Origin of the sequence: Curtobacterium sp. BRB10 (genome assembly GCF_031844325.1) — a bacterium.
GTDB lineage: Bacteria > Actinomycetota > Actinomycetes > Actinomycetales > Microbacteriaceae > Curtobacterium > Curtobacterium poinsettiae_A.
Genome location: NZ_JAUZVA010000005.1, coordinates 334052 through 357444, shown reverse-complemented (window position 1 = coordinate 357444; position 23393 = coordinate 334052). Strand labels below are relative to the sequence as shown.

Below are 23393 nucleotides of genomic sequence, written 5' to 3'. Positions count from 1 at the left end.
CGCCCCGTCTGGCGGGCGGAGAGCTGGTTAGGCGCGCACGAGGCGGGCGATCGCGTCGGAGGCTTCCTTCAGCTTCACCGCCGCCTCGTCGCCGCCTTCGGCGACGGCGTCGGTGACGCAGTGCGCGAGGTGGTCATCCAGCAGGCCGAGCGCGACGGATTGCAGCGCCTTCGTCATCGCGGACACCTGGGTGAGGATGTCGATGCAGTACTGCTCCTCATCGACCATCCGCTGCAGGCCGCGGGCTTGCCCCTCGATGCGGCGCAACCGTTTGAGGTAGTCCTCCTTCGCGGTGATGTACCCGTGGTGGTGCTCTGCTGCGGGCGCGGTGGTGTCGGTCATGGACGCTCCTCGGGGTTCACCGATTACGGTAGCGGCGCTCATGCCGCCGTCGACCAATCGAACGGGGTCGGCGCGATCGGCGTACCGGACCCACGGGTGATGACGATGGCGATGTCCTGCTGGTCCTGCAGTTCCAGATCCGGCAGCGGCGTGGTGGTGCGGGTGCCGTTGACGAACACGGCGACGTGCCGGTCGTTCTTCCCGTCGACGTACCCGCCGACCTGCCCGTCTCGCAAGGTCACGTCCCACTCGGTAAAGAGCTGTCCGAGGGTGAACGGCTGCACCTTCGCGGACTCGACGTGCACGATGCCGGAGGTGTCGTGGGTGTGGAGTGCAGACATGCCGCCCCGCTGCACGTCGACGCCGATGTTCGCCGGCACCGCCACCGGCTCCCCGTCCACGGACACGGACAGATGCTGATGGGTGTGCAGCGCCGCACCTTCCATCCCCGCCACCTCGAGCCCGGCAGCCTTCGCCCGCGCCGCCGCATCCGCGGGGGCCGGCCACGGCGGTGCCGCCGTCGCTCCGGACGCTGTTGGCGCCGTGTCGTTGCCACGGTTCAGCGCGGCGACCGTGATCGTGGTGACCGCGGCGAGGACGACGACCACGGCGGCGCCCAGCAGCCACCACCGGCGGGTGCGACTGCGCTGCTGTTCCGCTCTGCGGTCAGCGGCTTTCCGCCGCGCCTCTTCGCGCCGATCAGTTCTGCTCGCCATCACGTCCTCTTTCCGGATGCCGGTTCGGCGGATTGGGAACACATCCGCCCGACCGGCGTTACACTCGCTACGGTACCCCCCTAGGGTACCTGATGAACGTGAACGACGAAGGGATCACCACGATGAGCGAGCAGCTGACGAACACGTACGCCATCACGGGCATGACGTGCGGGCACTGCGTGATGAGTGTCAACGAGGAACTCGCCGCCGTGCCGGACGTCACGGACGTGACGATCGACCTCAACGTCGGCGGTGTCTCCACCGCTCGGGTGACCAGCACCCGCAACCTGCCGCAGGAGGAAGTCTCCGCCGCTGTGGAGGAGGCCGGCTACACGTTGGTCGCATCATGACCACGACCAGCACCCCGCCGGTTGAGCTGACCATCGAGGGGATGACCTGCGCGTCGTGCGCGAACCGGATCGAGCGGAAGCTGAACAAGCTGCCCGGCGTGACCGCGAGCGTGAACTACGCCACCGAAAGCGCCTCCGTCACGCTCCCCGCGGACCTCGCTGTCGACGACGCGATCCGGACCATTGAAGCGGCCGGGTACGGCGCGCACCTGCCCGAACCGGCCGGCGCGGACACCGACGAGCTCGCGCCGCTGCGTCGGCGCCTGATCGTGTCCACGGTGCTCGCCGTCCCGGTGGTGGCGCTGTCGATGGTCCCGGTCCTGCAGTTCCCGGGATGGCAGTGGGCCGTTCTGGTGCTGGCGCTGCCGGTCGCTGTGTGGGGTGCGTGGCCGTTCCATCGTGCTGCCGCGATCAACGCCCGGCATGGGGCCGCGACGATGGACACCCTCGTCAGCGTCGGCGTCGCCGCCGCGACCGTGTGGTCCGTCTGGGCGCTGGTGTTCGGCGGCGCCGGGCACATCGGGATGCGGATGGCGTTCTCCTGGTTCCCGCACCCGGGCGCGGCTCCGGAGCCGTACTTCGAAGTCGCCGCCGCGGTGACGGTGTTCCTCCTCGCCGGCCGGTACTTCGAGGCCCGCGCGAAGGACCGCTCCGGCGCCGCCCTGCAGGCGCTCCTCGCCTTGGGTGCACCGACTGCCCGGGTGCTCCGAGACGGTGTCGAAACCGAGGTGCCGACCGCAGCACTACAGGTCGGGGATCGGTTCGTGGTCCGTCCGGGTGAACGCATCGCCACCGACGGAACCATCACTGATGGCACGAGCGCGATCGACACCAGCGTGATGACCGGTGAAGCGGTCCCCGTCGAGGCCGGCCCCGGCGACACTGTCACCGGTGCGACCGTGAACGTCGGCGGCCGACTCATCGTCGAAGCCACCCGCGTCGGTCACGACACGGAGCTTGCCCGCATCGGCCGGCTCGTCGTGTCCGCGCAGACCGGCAAGGCCGAGGTGCAGCGCCTCGCCGACCGGGTCTCCGCCGTGTTCGTCCCGATCGTCATGGGCCTGGCGGTGCTGACCCTCGTCGGGTGGCTGCTGCTCACCGGCGACGTGCAAGCCGCGTTCACCGCCGCCGTTGCGACCCTGGTGATCGCCTGCCCCTGCGCCCTGGGGCTGGCAACTCCGACCGCGCTGCTCGTCGGCACCGGACGTGGCTCCCAGCTCGGGATCCTCATCCGCGGACCCCAGGTCCTCGAGGCCACCCGCCGGATCGACACCGTCGTGCTCGATAAGACCGGCACCGTCACCACCGGCAAGATGAGCGTCCACCAGGTGACCGCCGTCGGTGGGGAAACCGACACCCGGGTGCTCGCCCTCGCCGCCGCCGCGGAAGCAGGATCCGAACACCCGATCGCCCGCGCCATCACCGCAGCCGCCACCGACCACCCCACCGCGGAATCGTTCCAGTCCACCGCCGGGCTCGGCGTCCAAGCCGTCGTCGACGGCACCCTCGTGTTCGTCGGCCGACCCGCCTGGTTGGCCGAACAGTGGGCCATCAGCATCCCCGAAGCGGTCACGGACGCGGTCCGGACCGCAGAGCGGGGCGGCGCGACCGCGGTCGTTGTCGCATGGGACGGCGCAGCCCGCGGCGTCATCAGCGTCGCGGACACCATCGCGCCGACTAGCCCGGACGCGATCCGTCGCCTGCACGACATGGGGCTGCGCACGATCATGCTCACCGGCGACGCTAAAGACGTCGCCCGGACGGTCGCCGCCGAGGTCGGCATCGACGACGTCGAAGCTGAGGTGCGACCCGAAGACAAGTACCGGACCGTCATCCGGCTGCAGCAGCAGGGCCGGTCCGTGGCGATGATCGGCGACGGCGTCAACGATGCCGCCGCTCTCGCCGCCGCGGATCTTGGGATCGCGATGGGTAGCGGCACCGACGCGGCCATGGAAGCCGCCGACATCACCCTCATCCGAGCGGACCTGAGCGCCGCGGCGGACGCGATCGCGCTCGCCCGCCGCACCCTCGGCACGATCAAGGTGAACCTGTTCTGGGCCTTCGCCTACAACGTTGCCGCGATCCCGCTCGCGATGGCGGGACTGCTGAACCCGATGATCGCCGGCGCAGCCATGGCCCTGTCGTCGGTTTTCGTCGTCAGCAACAGCCTTCGACTCCGCACCTTCCACACTCGATAGGAGCGACATGGACACCCACGAACACCACAGCATGACCGACCACGACAGCCACCAGAACCACGGCGGTCATGCGCCGACGACGTGGTCGATGGCCGCGCAAGCAACACTGCACTGCCTCACGGGCTGCGCCATCGGTGAAGTGCTCGGCATGGTCATCGGCACCGCGACCGGTCTGCACAACACCGGCACGATCATCCTGTCGATCGTCCTCGCGTTCATCTTCGGCTACGCCCTCACCATGCGCGGGGTGATCCGGTCCGGGCTGAGCTTTTCCGCCGCGTTCAAGGTCGCCCTCGCCGCCGATACTGTCTCCATCGCCGTGATGGAGATCATCGATAACACCGTCATCGTCGCGGTTCCCGGCGCCATGGACGCGCAACTGAACAACTGGCTGTTCTGGGGGTCGCTCGCGTTCTCCCTGGCGGTGGCATTCGTCGTCACCACCCCCATCAACCGTTGGATGATCAGTCGCGGCCTCGGCCACGCCGTCGTCCACGGCCACCACTGACACCAGCACCCCACCGAGCACCCGAACCAGCGCTCAGAGATGAACATCACGATGCAGATCACCCTGCAGTACTTCGATGGCTGCCCAAACTGGCAGATCACGGAAGAACGCCTCGCCACGATCGCGGCCGAACGCTCCGACGTCACGGTGACGCGGCAGTTCATCGCAACCCAAGCCGAGGCAGAAGCCTGGGACTTCCACGGCTCCCCGTCGGTGCTGATCGACGGCGCTGCACTATTCCCCACACCGGACGGACCGCCCGGTCTGTCATGCCGGATGTACCTCACTCCTGACGGGCTCGCGGGCTCCCCAACCCTCGGCCAGCTCCGCGACGCGATCGCCGAACACGCCAACTGACCCGAGGCGAGGGCTCTCGCCAGTCATCGGGATGGGAGCCCTCGCCCCTCGGCTCAGCTGCGTCCCGGCGTGAGCCCTGGAGCCTCCGTGGTTAGCGTGAGCCCTGGAGCCTCCGTGGTTGTTAGAAGGATCCCCAGTCAGGACGCCGTACAGCAGCTCGACGCTGCGGGCTCTGCCGGAGATGGAACCGCCGGAGCGGCGCAGCAGGAGGAGGATCCGCCAACATCGGTGCTGCACACCCCGGTCGCCGGGAGGACGAGCTGCACCAGCCGGGCAGCGTCGCGGTCGCCAGCAAGCTCCGCGGCAATGGAACGGACTTGCTCGTACCCGGTGAGGAGCAGGAACGTGGGTGCGCGGCCATAGGACTTCATGCCGGCGATGAAGAAGTTCGGCTCCGGATGCGCGAGCTCAGCGACGCCGTGCGGGGGCACGGACCCGCAGGAGTGCAGGTTCGGGTCGATCAGCGGTGCGAGGGCTCGGGGTGCTTCAACGATGTCGTCGAGACCGAGCCGTATCTCGCGGAGCATGTCGAGGTCGGGCCGGAACCCGGTCGCGTTCACGATCACGTCGACGGTCACCGCGAACGGCGCTCCAGCGCGGCGGCCGGTGACGGTGACCTGGTCGCCGTCGGGTCGGACGTCGTCGATCTCGTACGAGGCGATCTGCTGCACCTGCCCGGACTCGACGAGCCCGTGGACGGTGGAGCCGAGCTGACCGCGGGCGGCGAGCCCGTCCGCGGCCTCGGCGCCGAGCCGGGCTGTGCCGGCGTTCCGGACAGCCCACAGCACGTGGGTACCCGGCGCGGTCTTGGCGAGGCTGGCGAGCTTGATGAGCGTGTTCGCTGCGGAGTGGCCGGCACCAACGACGAGGACCCGCTTCCCCGAGAACCGGGCCCGGTCGGCGCCGAGGACGTCAGGCAGTGCGTGGACGACCCGGGCGCCGAGGTCCGCGACGGGTGCGAGCCCGGCGGCAGCGAGGGGGTTCGGGGACGTGTAGGTGCCCGAGGTGTCGACGACCGCACGCGCGCTCACGTCGTGCGCGCCGTCGGCGGTGTGGAGGCGGAGCAGGAACGGGGTGTCGGCGCGGCCGGTGGAGCGGGTGCGGTCCTTGCCCTGCCGTGACACCGCCTCCACCCGGGTGCCGTAGCGGATCACCGGTGCGAGCTGTGGGGTCGCTGCCAGGGGCGCCAGGTACGTGTCGACGAGGTCCTGGCCAGTGGGCAACGACGCCGCTCGAGGCGCTTCCCAGCCGGTGGCTTCCAGGAGACGCTGCGCGGCAGGGTCAATGACGTACTGCCACGGGGAGAACAGACGCGTGTGCCCCCAAGCGCGGACGCTCGTCCCAACCGTCGGGCCAGCTTCGTAGACGACGACGTCGAGGCCGCGCTCGAGGAGGTGCGCGGCGGCAGCGAGCCCGACGGGGCCGGCCCCGATGACCGCAACGGGGAGTCCGGTGAGGCGGTCCGCGGCGGTGCGGGGTGGGACGGTGAGGGTGAGCGTCATGGTCTGCGGCTTCCTGGTCGTTACGCGGTTGCTTCGGTGGGCAGCAGCTCGGCGAGGAGCGTCTGGACGCGGTGCTTGATGTCGTCCCGGATGGGGCGGACGTCCTCGATGCCGCGGCCCGCCGGGTCGGTGAGGTCCCAGTCCTCGTACCGCTTGCCGGGGAAGATCGGGCAGGCATCGCCGCAGCCCATCGTGATGACGGCGTCGGAGTCGCGGACGGCGTCGGTGGTGAGGATCTTCGGCTGGTTGCCGGCGATGTCGATGCCCTCTTCGGCCATCGCCTGGATCGCGATCGGGTTGATCTGGTCCTTCGGCTCGGAGCCGGCGGAGAGGACCTCGACGCGGTCGCCACCGAGGGCCTGGGCGTAGCCGGCGGCCATCTGGGAGCGTCCGGCGTTGTGGACACAGACGAACAGGATCGTGGGCTTGTCACTCATGGGTGTGTGTCTTTCCGGGTTCAGTGGATGAGGGTGAGCCAGCCGGCGAGGGCGGCGAGGGTGACGGCGAGGACGGGAATGGTGAGGACGATGCCGGTGCGGAAGTACTGCCCCCACCCGATGTGGATGCCCTTCTTCTCCAGCACGTGCAACCACAGCAGGGTCGCGAGGGAGCCGATGGGGGTGATCTTCGGGCCGAGGTCGGAGCCGATGACGTTGGCGTAGACCATCACCTCGTACGTGAGCCCGGTCGCGCCGGCACCGCCGATGGCGAGGGCGGCGATGAGGACGGTGGGCATGTTGTTCATCAGGGACGCGAGGATCGCGATGGTGAACCCGACGCCGAGCGCGGTGACGAGGACCCCGTGGTCACCGAACACGTCGAACAGCGTCGCGAGGTGGTCGGTGAGGCCCTGGTTCTGGAGGCCGTAGACGACGAGGTACATGCCGATGGAGAACAGCACGATCTGCCACGGCGCCTCCCGGATCGTCTTCCACACCGGAATCACCCGCCCCGAAGGAGCACCCGGCCCGGTGCTGCCTGCGCTGACGGTGGCAGTACCGCCGGTCGTGACCAGAACCGGTGCGGCCTGGGCGCGGGCGAAGAGGAACGCGGGCTGCCGTGCGGCGACGAGCACGATGATGACGGCTCCGACGCCGGCGACGGCCGCGAGCGGGACGCCGAGCGGGTCGGCGGCGAAGTAGCCGACCAGCAGCAGCGCCAGGACGACCCAGCCAGCGCGGAACGTCGCACGGTCCGTGATCGCCGCGGCGGGGCTGGTGAGGGCGAGAACGTCGTACCGCTTCGGGATGCTCCTGCCGAAGTAGAGCAGCAGCATCCCGAGGGAAGCAAGGACGGAGACGATGCCGACGGGGATCATGACGGCGGCGTACTCGGCGAAGCCGAGGTGGAAGTAGTCGGCGGAGACGATGTTGACCAGGTTCGACACCACCAGCGGCAGGCTGCCGGTGTCGGCGATGAACCCCGTGGCGAGGATGAACCCGAGCGCCGCCTTCCGCGGCATGTTCAGTGCTCGGAGCATCCCGACGACGATCGGGGTGAGGATCAGCGCGGCCCCGTCGTTGGCGAACACCGCCGCGATGACGGCACCGAGGCCGACGATCAGGACGAACAGCAGCCGTCCGTTGCCGCGGCCCCAGCGGGCGACGTGCAGGGCCGCCCACTCGAAGAACCCGGCCTCGTCGAGGATCAACGAGATCAGCACCACCGCGACGAACGTCAGCGTCGCGTTCCACACGATCCCGACCACTGTCGGGACGTCGGAGAGGCCGACGACGGTGGTGGCGAGGGCGATGACGGCGCCGATGAGCGCGGTGTAGCCGATCGGGAAGCCCTTGGGCTGCCAGATCACCACCACGAGCGTCGCGACGAAGATCGCCGCCGCGACCACAGCCATCACCATCAGGCGCTCACCCCGGCCTGGTTCGCTGCAGCGGCGGCGCGTTCCCAGCCCTGCGCGGCGACCTGCACGGCGTCCCACGGGGACCCGAGCGGCGGCGTGTAGCTGAGGTCGAGGTCGATGACGTCGTCCACGGTGAGTTCCGCGTGGAGGGCGGTGGCGAACGTGTCGATGCGCTTGCTGATCTCCGCGGTCCGCTGACCGACGATCTGCGCGCCGAGGAGCCGACCGGTGGCCTGGTCGCCGGTGACGCTGATCGTCAGCGGGACGGCGCCCGGGTAGTACCGCTTGTGGTCATCCGCGACCGTCACCCGCGTCAGCGGCGACACGTCCAGAGGGCCGGTCTCGTGCTGGCGGAGGCCGGTGCGGGCGGCAACGAGGTCGAACACCTTCACCACTTGCGTCCCCACGGAGCCGGCGAAGACCCTGCTGCCGCCGAGCATGTTCTCCCCGGCGACGCGACCCTGCTTGTGCGCGGTCGTACCGAGCGGCAACCAGGTTGTGCCGAGGAGGCGGTGGTGCGTCACGACGCAGTCACCTGCCGCCCACACGTGCGGCATCCCGGTGCGCATGGACTCGTCGACCACGATCGCGCCAGCCTGCCCGAGCCGTGCCCCAGCGGCGACCGCAAGGCCCGTGGCCGGGCGGACACCGACACAGACCACGACGAGCGCGAACGTGCCCTCCGCGTCACCGGACGTGGAGGTCGTGGCGACGCGCCACTGCCCACCGCCTGCCGGGGTAATCCCGGTGACGGTCAACCCCGTCAGGACGGTTGCGCCGTGTCGGCGGACCTCGGCGGTCGCGAGGGAACCGAGTTCGGGGTCGAGGGTGGAGAGCACTTCCGGGCCGCGCTGGATCAGCGTCGTGTCGAAGCCACGGGCGACGAGCCCTTCGGTCATCTCCAGGCCGATGTACCCGGCGCCGACTACTGCCACTCGGCTCCCCGCCGGCAGCAGCTCGAGGGCAGCGACGACCTGCTCGGCGTCAGTCATCGAGTGCAGCAGGTGGATGCCCGGTTCCCCGAACGGCACCCCGGCCGGACGCACCGGTTCAGCACCAGTGCCGATCAGCAGCTGGTCGTAGGAGATCTCCTCATCCCCGGCGGGACTGGTCACGGTGAGGCGGCGGCGGTCGACGTCGACTGCGGAAGCCCAGGTGGAGGAGCGGACGGTCATGCCGGCGGCTTCGAGGTCCGAGCGGGTGCGGTGCGCGAGGGACGCTTCCGTGGCGACGTCGCTGGAGACCCAGTACGGGATGCCGCAGATGGAGAAGTTCGGGAACTCGTCGGCGAGGACCACCGTCACATCGGTGGTCGGGTCGAGTTCGCGGGCGCGGAGCGCTGCGGCGATGCCGGCGTCGCTGCCGCCGACGGCGAGGAGGTGAGTCATCAGGCTGGTCCTTCACGGATCGAGCGGGAGCCGAGGGCCGGCGCGTACATCGAAGCACGTCGATATCGATGAGTGCAAATATAGACGCGTGTCAAAGTCCGTGGGAGGATGAGCCCATGACGATCGAACTGCTTCCCATCCAGGACGTCACCGCGTGCTGCTCGCCCGTCACCACCGAGGCGATGGACCAGGCGTCCGCGGAGGTCCTCGCGAAGTCGCTCAAGGCGATCGCCGACCCGGCACGACTCCGGCTGATCTCGATGGTCGCCGCTCACGAGGGCGCGGAAGCGTGCGTCTGCGACCTGCAGGAACCGCTCGGGCTGTCCCAGCCGACCGTGTCACACCACCTCAAGGTGCTCGTCGACGCCGGGATCCTCCACCGCGAGAAGCGCGGCACCTGGGCCTACTTCTCACTCGTCCCCGGCGCGCTCGACACCCTCGCCGGCCTCATCACCGCACCGACGCGCTAACCCTCGGCCGCGCGGTTACCTTCTCCGGGGACGCCGAGCAGTTGCCCCGATGCCGTCGGCGATGACGCACTGCGTGCTGCAGTGCTCGTCACGGTCCGGGCATCCGGCGAAGTCCTGATCCGCTTGCGCCAACCGCCCGCGGAGCTGTTGCAGGCGAGCGATCTTGTCGTCGATCTCCTGAAGACGTCGAGCGAGGACGGGCCGCATGGTGTCGCGGACGTCCGTGCAGGATCGGGGGTCAACCGTGACGAGGTGCTCGGCGACGTCGACGAGGGAGAGGCCGAGCTCTTTGCTCGCCTGGATGAACCCGACCCGCTCGATCGCGGCGTCGTCGTAATCGCGGTACCCGTTCTCGAGCCGGCGGCTGCCGATCAGGCCAAGGGACTCGTAGTACCGCAGCGTGGTCGCAGCGACACCGGTTCTGCGGCTGGCTTCCGAGATGCGCACGTCAGCAGCGTACGGCTTGACCTTCCAGCGCACTGGAACGCCCCCGATGCGGCCGGAGCGTTCCGGTGAAGCGGCTCGTCTCCGCGATGGAGGATCACCAGATCCTGCTCTACCTGGCCGCGATCGCCATCGGCGCCGGAGCAGGACTAGTGCTGCCCGGAGCGGAGCACCTCGAGGTCGGTATCAACCCCGTCCTCGGCCTCCTGCTCTACGCGACGTTCCTCGGGGTGCCATTCGCCGCGATCGGACGAGCGGTCCGAGATGTTCGCTTCCTCGGCACAGTCCTCGTGCTGAACTTCGTCGTCGTGCCGGTCGTGGTGTTCGTCCTGTCCAGGTTCGTTGCCGGCGACCCGCCACTGCTCTTCGGCGTGCTGCTGGTGCTGCTGACACCCTGCATCGACCACGTCATCGTGTTCTCCGGCCTCGCCGGCGGTGCGTCCGCGCGACTCCTCGCGGCGGCACCCCTCCTGATGCTGGTGCAGATCCTGCTGCTCCCCGTCTACCTGCTGCTGTTCATCGGCCCCACTGGGGTCGCCGCAGTCGAGATCGGACCGTTCGTCGAAGCGTTCCTCGTCCTGATCGTCCTGCCGCTGGTCGCGGCCGCGGCGACGCAGGCACTCGCGAAGCGGGCGAGGATCGGCCAGCGTGTCGAGGGGCTGATGCAGGGCCTAATGGTGCCCCTGATGATGGCGACCCTGTTCGTTGTCGTCGCCTCACAAGCGGGAGCGGTCGCCGAGAACGTCAGCCGACTCATCCTGCTGGTACCCATCTACGGGGCGTTCCTGGTGGTGATGGCCGTGCTCGGGATGATCGCCGGCAAGATCACCAGGCTCGACGTCCCCAGCCGGCGCGCGCTGGTGTTCAGCGGCGCAACGCGGAACTCCCTCGTCGTCCTCCCGCTTGCGCTCGCACTCCCACCAGACCTCGGGCTCGCACCGGTCGTCGTGGTAACCCAGACGCTCGTCGAGCTCGTCGGCATGATCATCTACGTCCGCGCCGTGCCCGCACTGATTCCGACCGCAGTGGAACCGACGCAGCGGTAGCTCGGGAAGGGTTGCACACGGTCCACTCCTCGTGTCAGAATCGTCCTGCGTTCATAGTGCGCGCCTGCAGCCGGTCCTCTGGATCGGCTTTTTTCATGCCCGGTCGCTCCGCTACTGTGGGATCGCTCGGTACGCGTCTGCCCGGAACCTCCCGGGTGTCGCATCCGCTCTGTACGCTGACACTCAAGACAGCACGATGCTGTCTCCGGCCGGCCCTCTCGGGACCGGCTTTTTTCATGTCCTGATCTGACTCGGGCATCCGTGGGAAGCGCTCGTCGCTCCTGCCATCCGCCGCCGCGCCCTTCGTTGCGCGTCGGTGCCCTCATGCCCCCACTCGAAGCCGGGTGGGTTCTGGCCGCATCTGGCCAATCCCGAAGGAGGCATCATGCCCATCACCGACACGGTGGACATGCTGATGGCCTCCGGTGGTACCGCTGCCCTGACCGGCGTCATCGCCGTCGTCGGTGGCGTGCTCGGTGTCGTCCTGCCCAAGCAGGTCGTCGCACTGATCCAGCACGTCATCGATGTCATCGACGACCGCACGCTGGCCAAGGATCCCGAGCGTGCTCGCATCGTCGCAGAACTGCGTCGAGCACGCCGCGGGCAGAAGTAACCGCCGGTTCAAAAAGCCGTCCCTCGTTCGGCCAGGAGAACTCTGTCTATCGGATGTACCATAAACCTCCGATTCCGCTACAACAGACCTGAACTCTGGCAGCGCGACCTTCGGAACGGCGTGTCTTGTAACGGCGCCATCCCGCTCGCCACCCTCGCCCGCACCACGGGCGTCGCCGAACGCACCCTGCAACGCTGGCTCGCCCGCTACCGAACCGGCGGATACCCGGCTCTCGCCGACGGCACCCGCACCGATCACGGCGCCCGACGGACGGCACCGGAACTGGTGCGCCTGATCGAGGGGCTCGCGCTCACCAAGCCACGACCCTCGATCGCCACGATTCACCGCCAGGTCGACAACCACTGCACCAAACGAGGTCTCTCCGCGCCGTCGTACTCCGTTGTGCGGTCGATCGTGAACGGGCTTGATCCCGGGATGATGACGCTCGCGCTCGAGGGGCCCGCGTCATATCGGGACAAGCACGAACTGTTGCTCCGACGTCGTGCGGATCGCCCCAACGCGATCTGGCAGGCGGACCACACGATGCTCGACCTGCTCATCGTCGGACCCGACGGCAAGCCGGAACGGCCGTGGTTGACGGTGATCCTCGACGACTACTCCCGTGCGGTCTGCGGGTACATGGTGTTCCTCGGCGCCCCATCCGCCGCGAACACCGCGCTCGCGCTCCGGCAAGCGATCTGGCACAAGCCGGAACCAGACTGGCCCGTCTGCGGGATCCCAGACGTGCTCTACACGGACCACGGGTCCGACTTCACCAGCCACCGAATCGGCGACACCGCCGCCGTGCTGCACCTCCGCATCATCCACTCGCAGGTTGCTCGACCACAGGGCCGCGGGAAGATCGAGCGGTTCTTCGGCACCATCAACACCGAGCTGCTCCCAACGCTCCCCGGCCACCTCGCGCCCGGATCCTCCGCGCCGACGCCGGCGCTAGATCTCGCCGGTGTCGACAGTGCCATGAACACGTTCATCCGCCGCTACAACGCCCGCACCCACCGCGAGCTCCGGAAGAGCCCACTGGAAGCGTGGATCGCAGACGGGTGGCTGCCACGACTGCCGGACTCCCTCGAGCAGCTCGATGGGTTCCTGCTCACCGTCCCAACCACGCGCGTCGTGCAACGAGACGGCATCCACTTCGAAGGGCTCCGCTACACCGCAACCACCCTCGCACCCTTCGTGGGCAGCACCGTCAGCGTCCGGTACGACCCCCGCGACGTCACCGAGATCCGCGTCTTCCACCGCGACGCGTTCCTCTGCACCGCCATCAGCACCCAGCACCAGACCGAGACGATCAGCCTCAAACAGATCCAAGCCGCCCGGAACGCGCAACGCAGAGCCCTGCGCGGGCAGATCCGCGAACGCATCGCGATCGTCCGCCCCACGCCCGATGATCACACCCCACCAGCACCCGCACCCGCACCGGATCAACGGCGACTGAAGACCTACGAGGAGGACCGGTCATGACGAGCCAGTTCATCATCACGAAGGAACACCGCCGGTTCGCGGAGTTCGCGGATGCCGTTCGGAAGCAGAACACCATCGGCGTCTGCTTCGGCCCCGCTGGCGTCGGTAAGACCCTTTCCGCACGCCGCTACGCCCACTGGGACAGCATCGGCCCATTCATCGCCAGATGGGCCGCACGCAGTGAAGACGACACCAAGATCTACGCCGCCGCACACCGTGCCCGCACGGTCTTCTACACGCCCGAGGTCTCCGCCACGATGCGAGCCCTGCAGGACGACCTCCGGCACGACATGCTCCGCACCGAACACTGCATCGAGGAACACCTCATCCTCCACGGCCGCCACTTCGACCACGCACACGGCCCCAACCCGTCCCTGCTCGAGCTGATCATCATCGACGAGTCCGAACGCCTCACCGGCAACGCCGTCGAGTGGCTCCGTGACCAGTACGACCGCACCGGCATCGCGATGATCCTCATCGGCATGCCCGGCATCGAGAAGCAGTTCAGCCACTACCCGCAGCTCTACAGCCGCCTTGGATTCGCCCACCAGTACCGTCCGCTCGGCCACGACGAGCTGCTCTTCGTCCTCGAACGTCAATGGCGCAAGCTCGGCAAGACGCTCGACCCCGACGACTTCACCGACGCCCAAGCCATCGCCGCCGTCGAACGCATCACCCGAGGCAACTTCCGACTCCTCGAACGCCTACTCCCACAGATCCAACGCGTCCTGAAGATCAACGAGCTCGACGTCATCACCAACGACGTCGTCGAAGCCGCCCGCAGCACCCTCGTCATCGGCACCACCTAACCCGACACCGACCGCAGCGAAAACGACGACACAGAGCGAGGCTGCTCACACATCTGAGACAGACAGAACTGCGTCAAGGACAGGCTCTGACCACTCGTCCGTTGAAGGACCGGCTATCGAGACGATGGTTCGTGCTTCGGGAGCATTGAGTGGGCCCACCGCGTTTAGGCGACCTCGGCAGCTATCGGAGAGCGCAAGCACGGTGGCAGTGCGCAGGTTGACGGCCGCATCGGCGGGGATGAGCGATTCTCGACACTTCGCTAGAGTGTGCATGGGGACGGCCGCCGTGGCCGGAGGCAGGAAGCTGCACACCCCGCGAGCGATGGAGCAGGCCGATGGTGGACTTCGGAGCAATGCTGGCGAGCGGGGCGGATGACGCTCCTATCGAGCCGCGGGAACTGCATAGTCAGTTGACCAAAGCGCCAGGCTACGGGTACCTCCGCGACGTTCAGGGGCAGGTGTTATCGAAGTGGCACGAGCGCCGCGACGATCGCGATATCATCATCAAAGTCAATACCGGCGGCGGCAAGACTATCGATGGCCTCATCATTCTTCAGAGCTACCTGAACGCCAACGCCGGCCCCGCGCTCTTCGTAGCCCCCAGTGACTACCTCGTGACGCAGGTCATCGCAGAGGCAGAGAAAATCGGCATCGCCGTCACAACAAACGTCGACGGCGCGTCCTACCTCAACAGCGAAGCCATCGGCATCATCAACGCACACAAACTCGTCAACGGTCGGACGGTATTTTCAGACCGTCGGCCCACGCGACCCCGCGTCCCCATCGGAGCGGTGGTCATCGACGACGTGCACGCTGCCATCGCCACGACACGAGAAAAGCTGTCGCTGACCGTGCCTCGCAGCAACGCTGCATTCATGCCGCTTCTGGAGCTGTTCGTGGAGGATTTGAAGACGCAGTCCTCGGACTCGTACCTCGACGTGCGCGACGACCGGCGAGGCGCTCCAGTGCGCGTGCCGTTCTGGGCGTGGCGGTCAAAAGTCGAGCAGGTACGAGAGCTCCTCCGCCTACAAACAGGCGAGAAACAGGACCTGTTCTACGACTGGCCGGCAGTTGCCGAAGTCTTGCCCCTGTGCCGTGCCGCCTTCGCAAACCATGAATTGACGATCACGCCGCACTGCCCGCCCATCGACCACGTGACGTCGTTCATGGAAGCGAAGCACCGCGTGTTCCTCACAGCGACGCTCGCCGACGACAGCGTCCTCGTCACCGACTTCGGCGCCGCTCCAGCCAGCGTTCAATCACCGATCACCCCACTGACCGCTGGTGATATCGGAGAGCGAATGATCCTCGCCCCACAAGAGATCAATCCTGCACTCTCCGCGGAGGAGATCCGCTCCCAGATTGTCGATCTCAGCAAAATGGTCAACACCGTAGTCCTCGTGCCCAGCACCCCATGGGCAGAGAAGTGGAAAGCCCACGCAGCAATAGTCGCGACGAAGGACGATATCGAAGATGCCGTGAAGAAGCTCCGCGGCAGGAAGCACATCGGGCTGGTCGTGCTGGTCAATCGGTATGACGGGATCGACCTCCCCGACGATGCTTGTCGCGTGCTGGTACTCGACGGGTTACCCGAGGCGTTTAGCCCCGAAGACCGCATCAGCTCTACCCTCACGCGCTCCAGTTCAGGAATTGACGACCGCCAGGTGCAACGCATCGAGCAGGGCATGGGCCGCGGCGTGCGTAGCAACGAGGACCACTGCGTGGTGTTCCTCCTCGGGCCCCGACTCGCACAACTGACCGTGGACCCACGCACCGTGACGCGTTTCAGTCCTGCGACCCAGCAACAGCTCAAGCTCTCCAGGCAGGTCGCCTCGAACATGGATAACCTCCCGATGAGTGGCATCATCAAAACGGTCAAACAAGCGCTATCACGGGACAAGAGCTGGGTCGAACTCGCACTCAGGACACTACGCAACATCGCACCTGCGCCCGGCCACGTCTCCGATGCTGCGGTGGCAGAGCGTGAGGCCTACGCACTGGCCCAAAACGGCAACCTCGTCGCCGCGCGCGACCGCATCGGCAGCGCCGCCGAGGCGGAACAGGATGAGGCGTCCGCAGGCAGGCTCCTGGAGCTGCAAGCGACCTACGCCGATATGACCAACCCTGAACTTGGCCAGCAGATCCTCACGCAAGCTCGCGCCCTGAATACCAATGTCACCAAGCCCCTGGCCGGACTGACATTCGTCGCTCTAGAGGCTCACTCTCCGCAAGCAGCGACATGCGCGCGCCGTCTCGGGCAGAAGTACTCGACCGCCGCAGGACTTCGCCTCGACGTAGAGTCCATCATCGAGGACCTCGTCTTCGATGAATACCGCACAGACCAGACCGAAGAGGCGTTGCGACGCTGCGGCGAATTCATCGGGCTCGGGTCTCAGCGCCCCGAGCACGATACGAACACCGGTCCTGACAATCTCTGGGCACTTGGTGATAACGAGTTCTGGGTCATCGAAGCGAAAACAGGAGCTAAAAGCGCCGCGATCGCGAAACGCGACATGGGACAGCTCGCGACCTCCATGCTGTGGTTCGGCAAGCGTTACGACCCCGCCGCACGGCCAGTGCCGATCATGGTGCATCGCGCTGTCGCTGCCTACTCGGATGCAACTCCAGTAACAGGGATGCGCATCATCACGGGAAGGGGCTTAGGTGAACTCGCGGCGGCACTGCGCGCTTTCGCGACCGCGCTGGCCGAAGGCGTCTGGACAGACCCGCAAGCGGTCGCCAAGTTGCTCGAAGGGCACGGGCTTTCCGCCAGCAAACTGGTCGACTTCACGACACCACAGCGTGGTGTCAAGAATTGACCGCGCTGTCGCTGCAGGGGCCGTTCACTCTGCCTCAGCCGACCGTCCCACCCCGGGCGCTTGCCGACGCAGGGATCCTGCACCGTGAGAAGCGCGGGATCTGGGCTGCGCGCGTCCGGTAGCCGATCGGCTAGTGAGACGGTCCGCCGCCTGTCGTGCGACTGCTCAGAACGCCCTCGACGATCCAGCACACCAGGCCGATCACGATCAGCGCACTACCGATCCAGATCGGGGTGGGGCGGCCACACTCCCGTGGGCTTCTAGGCAGATCAGCGGCTGCCATTTCCGCCGCCGGCCGACAGCACTCGCCGAGCCGCGGAAGCCTTGGCGGCAGACAAACAAGGAGCGGAACAGACAGTTTGAGGCACTTCGAGACACTTTCGCTCCCCTCTTCACAACAACAACAACCCTGCCTTCTGCCGCAAGCCGACGAACCGCGAGAACATCCCGTGGAACGCCATCGCGATGGTGTGGGTTGGGCCGACAGATCGCTCTGCCCGCAGCCGATTCGGGTAGCCGCTCCCCCGCTGGCGGCAGGTTGCAAGCCTCGCCGTCGCTCACGACGAGCCCGGTGCTGACACGTTGAGGCGAACGAGTAGTGGGGCTGCGGTCGACGGCGCAGCTAGCGGGTCTCCGCGCTGCGCGGGGTCCGCTTCCGTCCGGTGGTCGTCCCTGCCGGGCGGTTCCGCCACTGGCCTTCCTCTGACTTCTTCTTTGACCGCGGTGCCGAGCGGTGAGATGTGAGGGCGCAGTTGGGGCAGCCGGTCGCGTATTTGGAGGTGTGGTTGTCTGGGCGGACTGAGAATGCTCCGTGTTCGCTACAGTTCACGGTCACGTCGGTTCGCGCGTCCAAGTACACGACATCGGTGTAGTCGTACCGGTCGCCGTGCGTGGCCAGAGCCTTCGCAACGAATCGCTCGCGACGAATCTCCGCCTGAGCGTTGAACCCTTTGCAGTCTCGGCAACCCTGGCCACGCTGTGGGCCCCAGGGCGTTTCGCGGACTCGGCGGTGCTCGCGCGGGGTCTGCTCGAAGGGCCCATGGTCGGGGCAGATGATGGTGACCTTGGTGTCGCCGTTGACGTAGCCGAGCGGAACGTGCGCGTAGTCGTATCGGCCGTCGTGCAGCTTCGTCGCGAAGTCGATGAACTCGGCGGCTCGTTCTTCACGGGTAGCGGTGCGGTAATCCAAGGGGTCCTCCAGGAGTCGTTGTCCTGGAGCTATGCCGGCACGCCCGAACCAGCTGGGGAAGTTGGCTAGGAGCGGTCCTTGAGGGCCGTGTCGGTCTACTTCTCGGCGTTCCTCACGTCAGGGTCCGGCCGTCGGGCATAGCCGTGGCATGCCTTCGCTCCCTGCCGCCGTTCGAGCGGCGCTCCGCTCACCTCGTTCTACCGAGCACCGCGTCGTGCCGCACCAGGAGACCGTCACGTCTGCGACTGCCCTGGGGCGGCCGATGGGCGCCGCCTTCGGTCGTCCGTTCCCACGTCGAGGTCTCGTCGAGCACTGCTCGCACGTCCAATGTTGGGAACCCGAGCCGCTCATCCTCGGGGACTCAACGCTCGGGGCCCGAAGCTCGAACGCAGACAAGGGGACGCTTGTCCCGCAGCTTCGCCCAGAACCCCTCCACGCGATGCGGAAGTACCGGAACCAGTCGGTTCCCGCCGACCGGTGGGCCAACATCGAGCCGTTCGTACTGGACGCTGTCGCGCTCGTCGCACCCGCGTGTGCCTACCTTGCTGAGCGGCTGATGGTCGCGGTAACGCCGTACGTTGACTGGGTCGTTCACGTCAACGGGATGCAGAAGGTCGCGAACGTGTTCCACCCGGTGCTAATCCGCCGGTACATCTCCCGCGACGACCTAAACCTCAAGGACAAGACGCTCCGCGACTACCGCTCCTTCCTGCTCCGGATCTCGGAGGTCGTCCTCCCCGAAGAGGGTCCGATCGAGTTTGCGCCGTTGAACGGGCAGTCTGTCACTGCCCCGTACACCGACCTCGAAATGAACCTGCTCGAGACCTGGGCGCTTGGGCAGTCGACGGCACTGCGACGTCGAGGTGCTGGCGCAGTCCTCGCCCTGGGAGCAGGTGCTGGGCTTGACCCGTGGGAGATGCAGCAACTGCGGCGGAGCGACGTGCGCGTTGACCGTGACGGAGCGCTCGTCGACGTCCAGGGCGGAAGGCTGAGGTCGGTACCTGTGCTCGAACGATGGGAACAGCTCCTCATCGACTCCCTCGCGGACGTGCCGGACGACGCATGGGTGCTTGGCGGGGAGGACAGAAAGGCGACCTACAACTTCGTCACGCCGTTCATCAACCACACCGACTTCGGCAACGAGCCGAAGCCAGTCCCCACGCGAATGCGCGCTACGTGGATCACTACGCAGCTCGCTGGCGGCACGCACGTCGGGGAGCTCATGGCTGCCGGCGGACTGCGCAAGCCGGAGCACTTGGTCACGTCTCTGCGGCACATTCCGACGATGGACGCTTCCGAGCATCGTCGACGGATCCTCGCTGAGGCTCGCGAAGTTCGGTAACGCCGTCAGAGGACCCGGAACCGTGCTGCCCGGAGCTGCTGTTCGCGTTCGGGCAGCAGGCGGCCGCGGGCGTGCTGGGCGCGTTGCTGGGCGACCCACCGTCCGATCGTCACCTCGGCAGGGTCGGTCGCGCGACGACGCGGCGGTCGCTGATGATTGACCCAGAACTGCTGGTGCGCGGCGAGCATCGCGGACCACTGAGCGTCCCGGGGGTTCCATGCGAAGCCCGGCACCGCTTCAAGTCGTCGAACCTGGTACGAGCAGTAGCCGCCCGCAGCGCCGATCTGCCGGAAGTACGTAAGGGTGTCAACGAGGGTCTGTTCGGCGGTCGCAGGGCGGGGACGGGTCGAGTCGGCGCGGGGCATCCGTCCGTGCTTGTCGACGAAGTCGTCGAGGTCGTGCACTCGGTCGGTCCAGCGTCGTACGAAGGATTCAACCTCGACGGAGTCATCGGTGTCGGCGAGGTAGAACGCGACGCCGCGCCGTTGGTCGAGGGTGAGCGTCAGGGCTGGCTGCGTTGCGTGGTCGGAGTACTCGGCGTGGAGCGCTGCGAGCGCCGTGGTCGGGGTGGGCATGTGGTCCTCTCCGAGGCCGGCGGTCGGCCTCGGAGGGGGTATGCGCGGAACGGGCGTGATCTTGGAGGACGCGCGGGTCGCGGACGAGCGGGGTCCGCAAACAGGACCAATCCGGACGCGAAGATCACTACGTTTTCTGAGTCCCCGAAGCAGAGAGCCGCCCGGATCGCATGCACATCGCGAGCGTCACGCGTACGACGCCGACGTCACCGTCGTATGCGCGGGCAAGCGGCGACACGCCCGGCAGGGCGCGTCCGTTCGCATCGGCGGCGGTACCCACTGATCCGCGCAGTCATGGGGATCGGCAGGCAGCGAGATCAGAATCTGGAGCGCTTTCCCACAGCTCATCTCACTGCGTCTGCATAGGGCGGGCATGTATCGCCAGATCCTCCGCTCGTTGCGTCAGTACATTGCCGCGATGCTCCGTGCCGTCCTGTCGTTCCTCAGGCGCGGAGGAACACCGGTGAAGTACGTCCCGACGTTCGCGGAGGACAGGTGGAGCGTTGTCCGGGCCTTCGTTGTCAGCGCAGTGGCTGACGCGGCAGTGTCCATTGCTCAGCCCGCCGACCGGCTCATCGTTGTCGCGGCACCGTTCGTCGACTGGGTCATCAACGTCAGCGGATACCCGGCGAAGACCGCCGTCGTCTTCCACCCCGTCATCATCCGGCGCTACATCACCCGGACCGACGTCACCTGGTCGGACACCACGCGTCGCACGTACCGGTCCGCTCTGATGCGCATGTCCGAGGTCCTCGTCGGCGAGGTGCCGCTGGAGTTCGCGCCGACGGCTCCGCAGAACACCGCAGCACCGTACGACGACCTCGACCTGCACCTCCTTGAGAGCTGGGCGACGGGCCAGTCGACCGCGGCACGACGGCGCAGCGCCGGCGTCGTCCTCGCGCTCTGCGCTGGAGCGGGGCTCAAAGCGAACGAGCTCCTCCAGGTCCGCCGCCGCGACATCGTCGCTGACGCCGAGGGTGTCCTCGTCACCGTCTCGGCGGGAGCCCGGACCGTTCCGCTCCTGGCCCGATTTGAGACGCTCCTGCTCAACTCCATTGCCGAGGTCGAGCCGGAGCACTGGGTATTCGGGTCGCCGAAGCGGGTCAAGCACGGCATCAGTACGCTCACCACGTTCCTCTACGACACCGACCGCGGCAACGAACCAGGTCCCGTCACCACCCGCATGCGGAACACCTGGCTCATCACCCACCTCATCGCCCGCACCGACATGCGCGCTCTCATGACCGCCGCCGGCGTCACGAAGTTCGAACACCTCGACCAACTCGTCGCCCATGTCCCGGCACTGGACACCGACTCCTACCGCAGCCAGCTCCGCGCGGAGGTGGCACGATGACCGCGCCGCTTCCCAAGCACCACGACTACGAAGATGCTGAGCGATTCATGCTCGAAGCCTTCGGTGTGCCTATGGGGAAGTACATGCGCGTCGGCGAAGTGGTTCCACTCGAACTCGCTGTCCACGAGGCGGTTCTCCTGTTCAGCCGCGCACCGATTGAAGAACGAGTGCTGGAGTGGCGGCGTGAGGAACGTCGCTCGAATCGAGGACGTCGCGCACTCTTCTCAGAAGCAAGCCTTCTGAAGTTGATGTTCGTGACGATGCGAGCTCGACGAAGCGTCAGCATCAAGAAGATGACCGAAGTCGCGATGTCCTTGACCGTTCGGCAACGCGAAGCCGTTGGCATCCTTCATTTCTCTCCGCACCAGGCTACGCAGTACCGCCGCCTCTGGGAGGCGATCCAGCGCCTGCGAACCCTCACTGACCGACACCCCGGCAAGCGGGGCGAGCGAACGCTGAAGAAGGACTACGACCTCCTCGTCGCGAGTCGAGAGCGTAAGCAGATGGCCAAACGGCACGCGCGAATGCTCGAGCTCACGAACCTCCTCATTGACGGCTCGGTCAACTTCCTGCCGAGGGACGTCCGCCGACGGTTCAAGGGCGCTGTCGCCATCGACGCCACCTTTGCGGAGGTCTCCGGCAGCCAGAAGGGTGACAAGACAATCGGCCCGAACGATACGGTTTCGGTGAACTTCGACTGCGGGTGGTACACGCGCGATGGCGATCACGACGGGTCCGGAGTCAAGAAGAGCAAGCGCAAGTTCGGCTGGGAGGTCGAGTTCGCGGTCATGACTCGCGACCCTGCTGAAAGCGACTTCACATACCCGCTCCTGTTCCTCGCGACCAGCGGGCACAAGCCGGGCAAGACTCGCGGACACGGGCTGCATCTCTACAACTCGATGCGCTCGCGCGGAATCGACGTCAAGACACTCATCGGCGACCGCGCGTACTTCCCTGGCGCCCGAGTTCAGGACCTCCAAGGGCCGCTCGCGAAAGCTGGCGTCAAGGTCGTTATGGACTACAAGACGACCGAACTCGGCATCCAGGCGTCCTACAACAGCAAAGACGGCCGTCACAAGCTCATCATGGTGGGCGGCAACTGGTACATGGCATGCATGCCCTCAACCCTCGTCTTCCTCGAACAAACTCACCAGGCACGACTTGCCGCCATTGAAGAGTTACCGAAAGAAGCGCAAAGCGCCGCTCGCGCTGAGGCCGAGGCACTCGCGACGAAGCGTCGGAACTCGCGCAGCAAGTACCATCTGAAGCCGCGCAGCAACTTCGACCAGACGGGCGCCCGGCAGTACACCTATCCCACGTTCAAGAGCGATGAGGTCGAGTTCGATCCCGAATCCGGCGAAGTCGTGGAACTCAAAGTGCCTGGGAAGACCGTCAAGGTCCCGGGCAACCTCAGCAATCGCCCGGGTGTGTTGAATCAGCGCCACCTGAAGTACCACCAGGAGTTCGAGTACGGTTCCGACGAGCAGCGTGCCTGGTTCGGCCAGCGCAACAATGTCGAGAACGGCAACTCGCGCCTCAAAGACGCCGATCGCGAAGCCCTCGGAGTGGCTATGAAGCGTCGCGTCCGCGGACCCTGGTTTGTCGAGCTCGCTGCCGCATTCGCAGCTGCAAGCGCAAACCTCGCTCGCATCATCGAGTGGCTGAAGGAGCGACTGAGCCTCGCGCCCATCAACCGCATGAACAACACCAGCCCCGCCCTGTTCGAGGCCGGCCTGAGCACCCTGACCCTCGACGAGCACGACTCTCGAAACGGCTTCAACGCAATCGCGCAGCTACCAGAGTTCCAACTACTGGACTGACGAGCCCGCGCCTCCAAACTTCATAGACCCTGAACTCCCCCTCGCCACGTCCGGCAGGGGGTATTCGTCGTTCCTCGAAGCGAACGCAGACCAAGGCACGCGTCGCGGTACGCTCCCCAGCGGTCGTCGGGACAGGACGAGCGACCCTGGGAGCGGAGCTGAGCGCGGTTTTCCACCTCGGCCTGCTGTCACGCCCGAATATTCC

The 23393-nt window shown here is 66.9% G+C and carries 22 protein-coding genes; 13 read left to right on the top strand and 9 right to left on the bottom strand.

The annotated features are described in order from the left end of the window. Positions 1-27 precede the first annotated feature (27 nt). Positions 28-342: a metal-sensitive transcriptional regulator gene (locus Q9R26_RS13200; RefSeq protein ID WP_079238218.1), complete on the bottom strand. Its 315-nt coding sequence runs from the start codon at positions 340-342 to the stop codon at positions 28-30. Positions 343-380: 38 nt separating this feature from the next. Then, a complete protein-coding gene (locus tag Q9R26_RS13195) occupies positions 381-1058 on the bottom strand; it encodes a hypothetical protein (protein WP_123937983.1) in 678 nt (225 codons plus the stop codon). 92 nt (positions 1059-1150) lie between these two features. Between Q9R26_RS13195 and Q9R26_RS13190 the strand changes: the two genes are divergently transcribed. The 4 genes from Q9R26_RS13190 to Q9R26_RS13175 are packed head-to-tail and all read left to right on the top strand — an operon-like array spanning position 1151 to position 4471. Further along, complete coding sequence (locus Q9R26_RS13190; RefSeq protein ID WP_243648838.1) at positions 1151-1408, top strand: heavy-metal-associated domain-containing protein; 258 nt, start codon at positions 1151-1153, stop codon at positions 1406-1408. Further along, positions 1405-3606 carry a cation-translocating P-type ATPase gene (locus Q9R26_RS13185; protein ID WP_079238216.1) on the top strand — a complete coding sequence of 734 codons (2202 nt, stop codon included), beginning with the start codon at positions 1405-1407 and terminating at the stop codon, positions 3604-3606. Before Q9R26_RS13190 ends, Q9R26_RS13185 begins: the two co-directional genes overlap by 4 nt. 31 nt (positions 3607-3637) lie before the next feature. Then, positions 3638-4114 (top strand): DUF4396 domain-containing protein, encoded by a 477-nt coding sequence (locus Q9R26_RS13180; protein ID WP_202818786.1) that lies wholly within the window; start codon positions 3638-3640, stop codon positions 4112-4114. 39 nt (positions 4115-4153) lie between these two features. After that, complete coding sequence (locus Q9R26_RS13175) at positions 4154-4471, top strand: thioredoxin family protein (RefSeq protein ID WP_311227522.1); 318 nt, start codon at positions 4154-4156, stop codon at positions 4469-4471. Positions 4472-4608: 137 nt separating this feature from the next. Here the strand turns inward: Q9R26_RS13175 and Q9R26_RS13170 are convergent, their stop codons facing one another. The 4 genes from Q9R26_RS13170 to Q9R26_RS13155 are packed head-to-tail and all read right to left on the bottom strand — an operon-like array spanning position 4609 to position 9222. Further along, positions 4609-5973: an FAD-dependent oxidoreductase gene (locus tag Q9R26_RS13170; protein ID WP_079238214.1), complete on the bottom strand. Its 1365-nt coding sequence runs from the start codon at positions 5971-5973 to the stop codon at positions 4609-4611. Positions 5974-5993: 20 nt separating this feature from the next. Further along, on the bottom strand, positions 5994-6410 hold the full coding sequence (locus Q9R26_RS13165; protein WP_079238213.1) for an arsenate reductase ArsC: 417 nt from the start codon (positions 6408-6410) through the stop codon (positions 5994-5996). Positions 6411-6430: 20 nt separating this feature from the next. Next, the gene (locus Q9R26_RS13160; protein WP_079239172.1) at positions 6431-7828 is read right to left on the bottom strand and encodes an arsenic transporter; all 1398 of its coding nucleotides are present in this window, start codon (positions 7826-7828) and stop codon (positions 6431-6433) included. 5 nt (positions 7829-7833) lie between these two features. Then, on the bottom strand, positions 7834-9222 hold the full coding sequence (locus Q9R26_RS13155; protein ID WP_311227521.1) for an FAD-dependent oxidoreductase: 1389 nt from the start codon (positions 9220-9222) through the stop codon (positions 7834-7836). 116 nt (positions 9223-9338) lie between these two features. Here Q9R26_RS13155 and Q9R26_RS13150 point away from each other — a divergent pair, with 116 nt between their 5' ends. Then, positions 9339-9692 (top strand): metalloregulator ArsR/SmtB family transcription factor, encoded by a 354-nt coding sequence (locus Q9R26_RS13150; protein ID WP_079238211.1) that lies wholly within the window; start codon positions 9339-9341, stop codon positions 9690-9692. A gap of 15 nt (positions 9693-9707) precedes the next feature. Here the strand turns inward: Q9R26_RS13150 and Q9R26_RS13145 are convergent, their stop codons facing one another. Then, entirely contained in the window at positions 9708-10139 is a 432-nt protein-coding gene (locus tag Q9R26_RS13145; protein ID WP_079238210.1) for a MerR family transcriptional regulator, read from the bottom strand. Positions 10140-10225: 86 nt separating this feature from the next. On the opposite strand from Q9R26_RS13145, the gene Q9R26_RS13140 reads away from it, so the two are divergent. From Q9R26_RS13140 to Q9R26_RS13120, 5 genes are all read left to right on the top strand, one after another. Beyond that, the gene (locus Q9R26_RS13140) at positions 10226-11182 is read left to right on the top strand and encodes a bile acid:sodium symporter (protein WP_079239171.1); all 957 of its coding nucleotides are present in this window, start codon (positions 10226-10228) and stop codon (positions 11180-11182) included. A 385-nt stretch (positions 11183-11567) separates the two neighbouring features. Next, on the top strand, positions 11568-11795 hold the full coding sequence (locus Q9R26_RS13135; protein WP_079238209.1) for a hypothetical protein: 228 nt from the start codon (positions 11568-11570) through the stop codon (positions 11793-11795). A gap of 120 nt (positions 11796-11915) precedes the next feature. Beyond that, complete coding sequence (locus Q9R26_RS13130; protein ID WP_145954456.1) at positions 11916-13280, top strand: Mu transposase C-terminal domain-containing protein; 1365 nt, start codon at positions 11916-11918, stop codon at positions 13278-13280. Beyond that, positions 13277-14089, top strand: coding sequence for an AAA family ATPase (locus Q9R26_RS13125; RefSeq protein WP_079238208.1), 813 nt, complete (start codon positions 13277-13279; stop codon positions 14087-14089). Before Q9R26_RS13130 ends, Q9R26_RS13125 begins: the two co-directional genes overlap by 4 nt. A 335-nt stretch (positions 14090-14424) precedes the next feature. Further along, complete coding sequence (locus Q9R26_RS13120) at positions 14425-16908, top strand: DEAD/DEAH box helicase family protein (protein ID WP_111042541.1); 2484 nt, start codon at positions 14425-14427, stop codon at positions 16906-16908. A gap of 622 nt (positions 16909-17530) precedes the next feature. On the opposite strand, the gene Q9R26_RS13115 is transcribed toward Q9R26_RS13120, so the two are convergent. Next, complete coding sequence (locus Q9R26_RS13115) at positions 17531-18097, bottom strand: hypothetical protein (RefSeq protein ID WP_145954455.1); 567 nt, start codon at positions 18095-18097, stop codon at positions 17531-17533. 439 nt (positions 18098-18536) lie between these two features. Here Q9R26_RS13115 and Q9R26_RS13110 point away from each other — a divergent pair, with 439 nt between their 5' ends. Next, positions 18537-19439, top strand: a complete 903-nt coding sequence (locus Q9R26_RS13110) for a hypothetical protein (protein ID WP_111042540.1) — start codon at positions 18537-18539, stop codon at positions 19437-19439. A gap of 5 nt (positions 19440-19444) precedes the next feature. Here Q9R26_RS13110 and Q9R26_RS13105 read toward each other — a convergent pair whose 3' ends face one another. After that, entirely contained in the window at positions 19445-20014 is a 570-nt protein-coding gene (locus Q9R26_RS13105) for a helicase associated domain-containing protein (protein ID WP_079238205.1), read from the bottom strand. Positions 20015-20558: 544 nt separating this feature from the next. Here Q9R26_RS13105 and Q9R26_RS13100 point away from each other — a divergent pair. Together Q9R26_RS13100 and Q9R26_RS13095 are read left to right on the top strand one after the other, a co-directional pair. Then, positions 20559-21368 (top strand): hypothetical protein, encoded by an 810-nt coding sequence (locus Q9R26_RS13100; RefSeq protein WP_111042539.1) that lies wholly within the window; start codon positions 20559-20561, stop codon positions 21366-21368. Beyond that, positions 21365-23188 carry a hypothetical protein gene (locus Q9R26_RS13095; RefSeq protein ID WP_145954453.1) on the top strand — a complete coding sequence of 608 codons (1824 nt, stop codon included), beginning with the start codon at positions 21365-21367 and terminating at the stop codon, positions 23186-23188. The genes Q9R26_RS13100 and Q9R26_RS13095 overlap by 4 nt, the downstream gene beginning before the upstream one ends. Positions 23189-23393 lie beyond the last annotated feature (205 nt).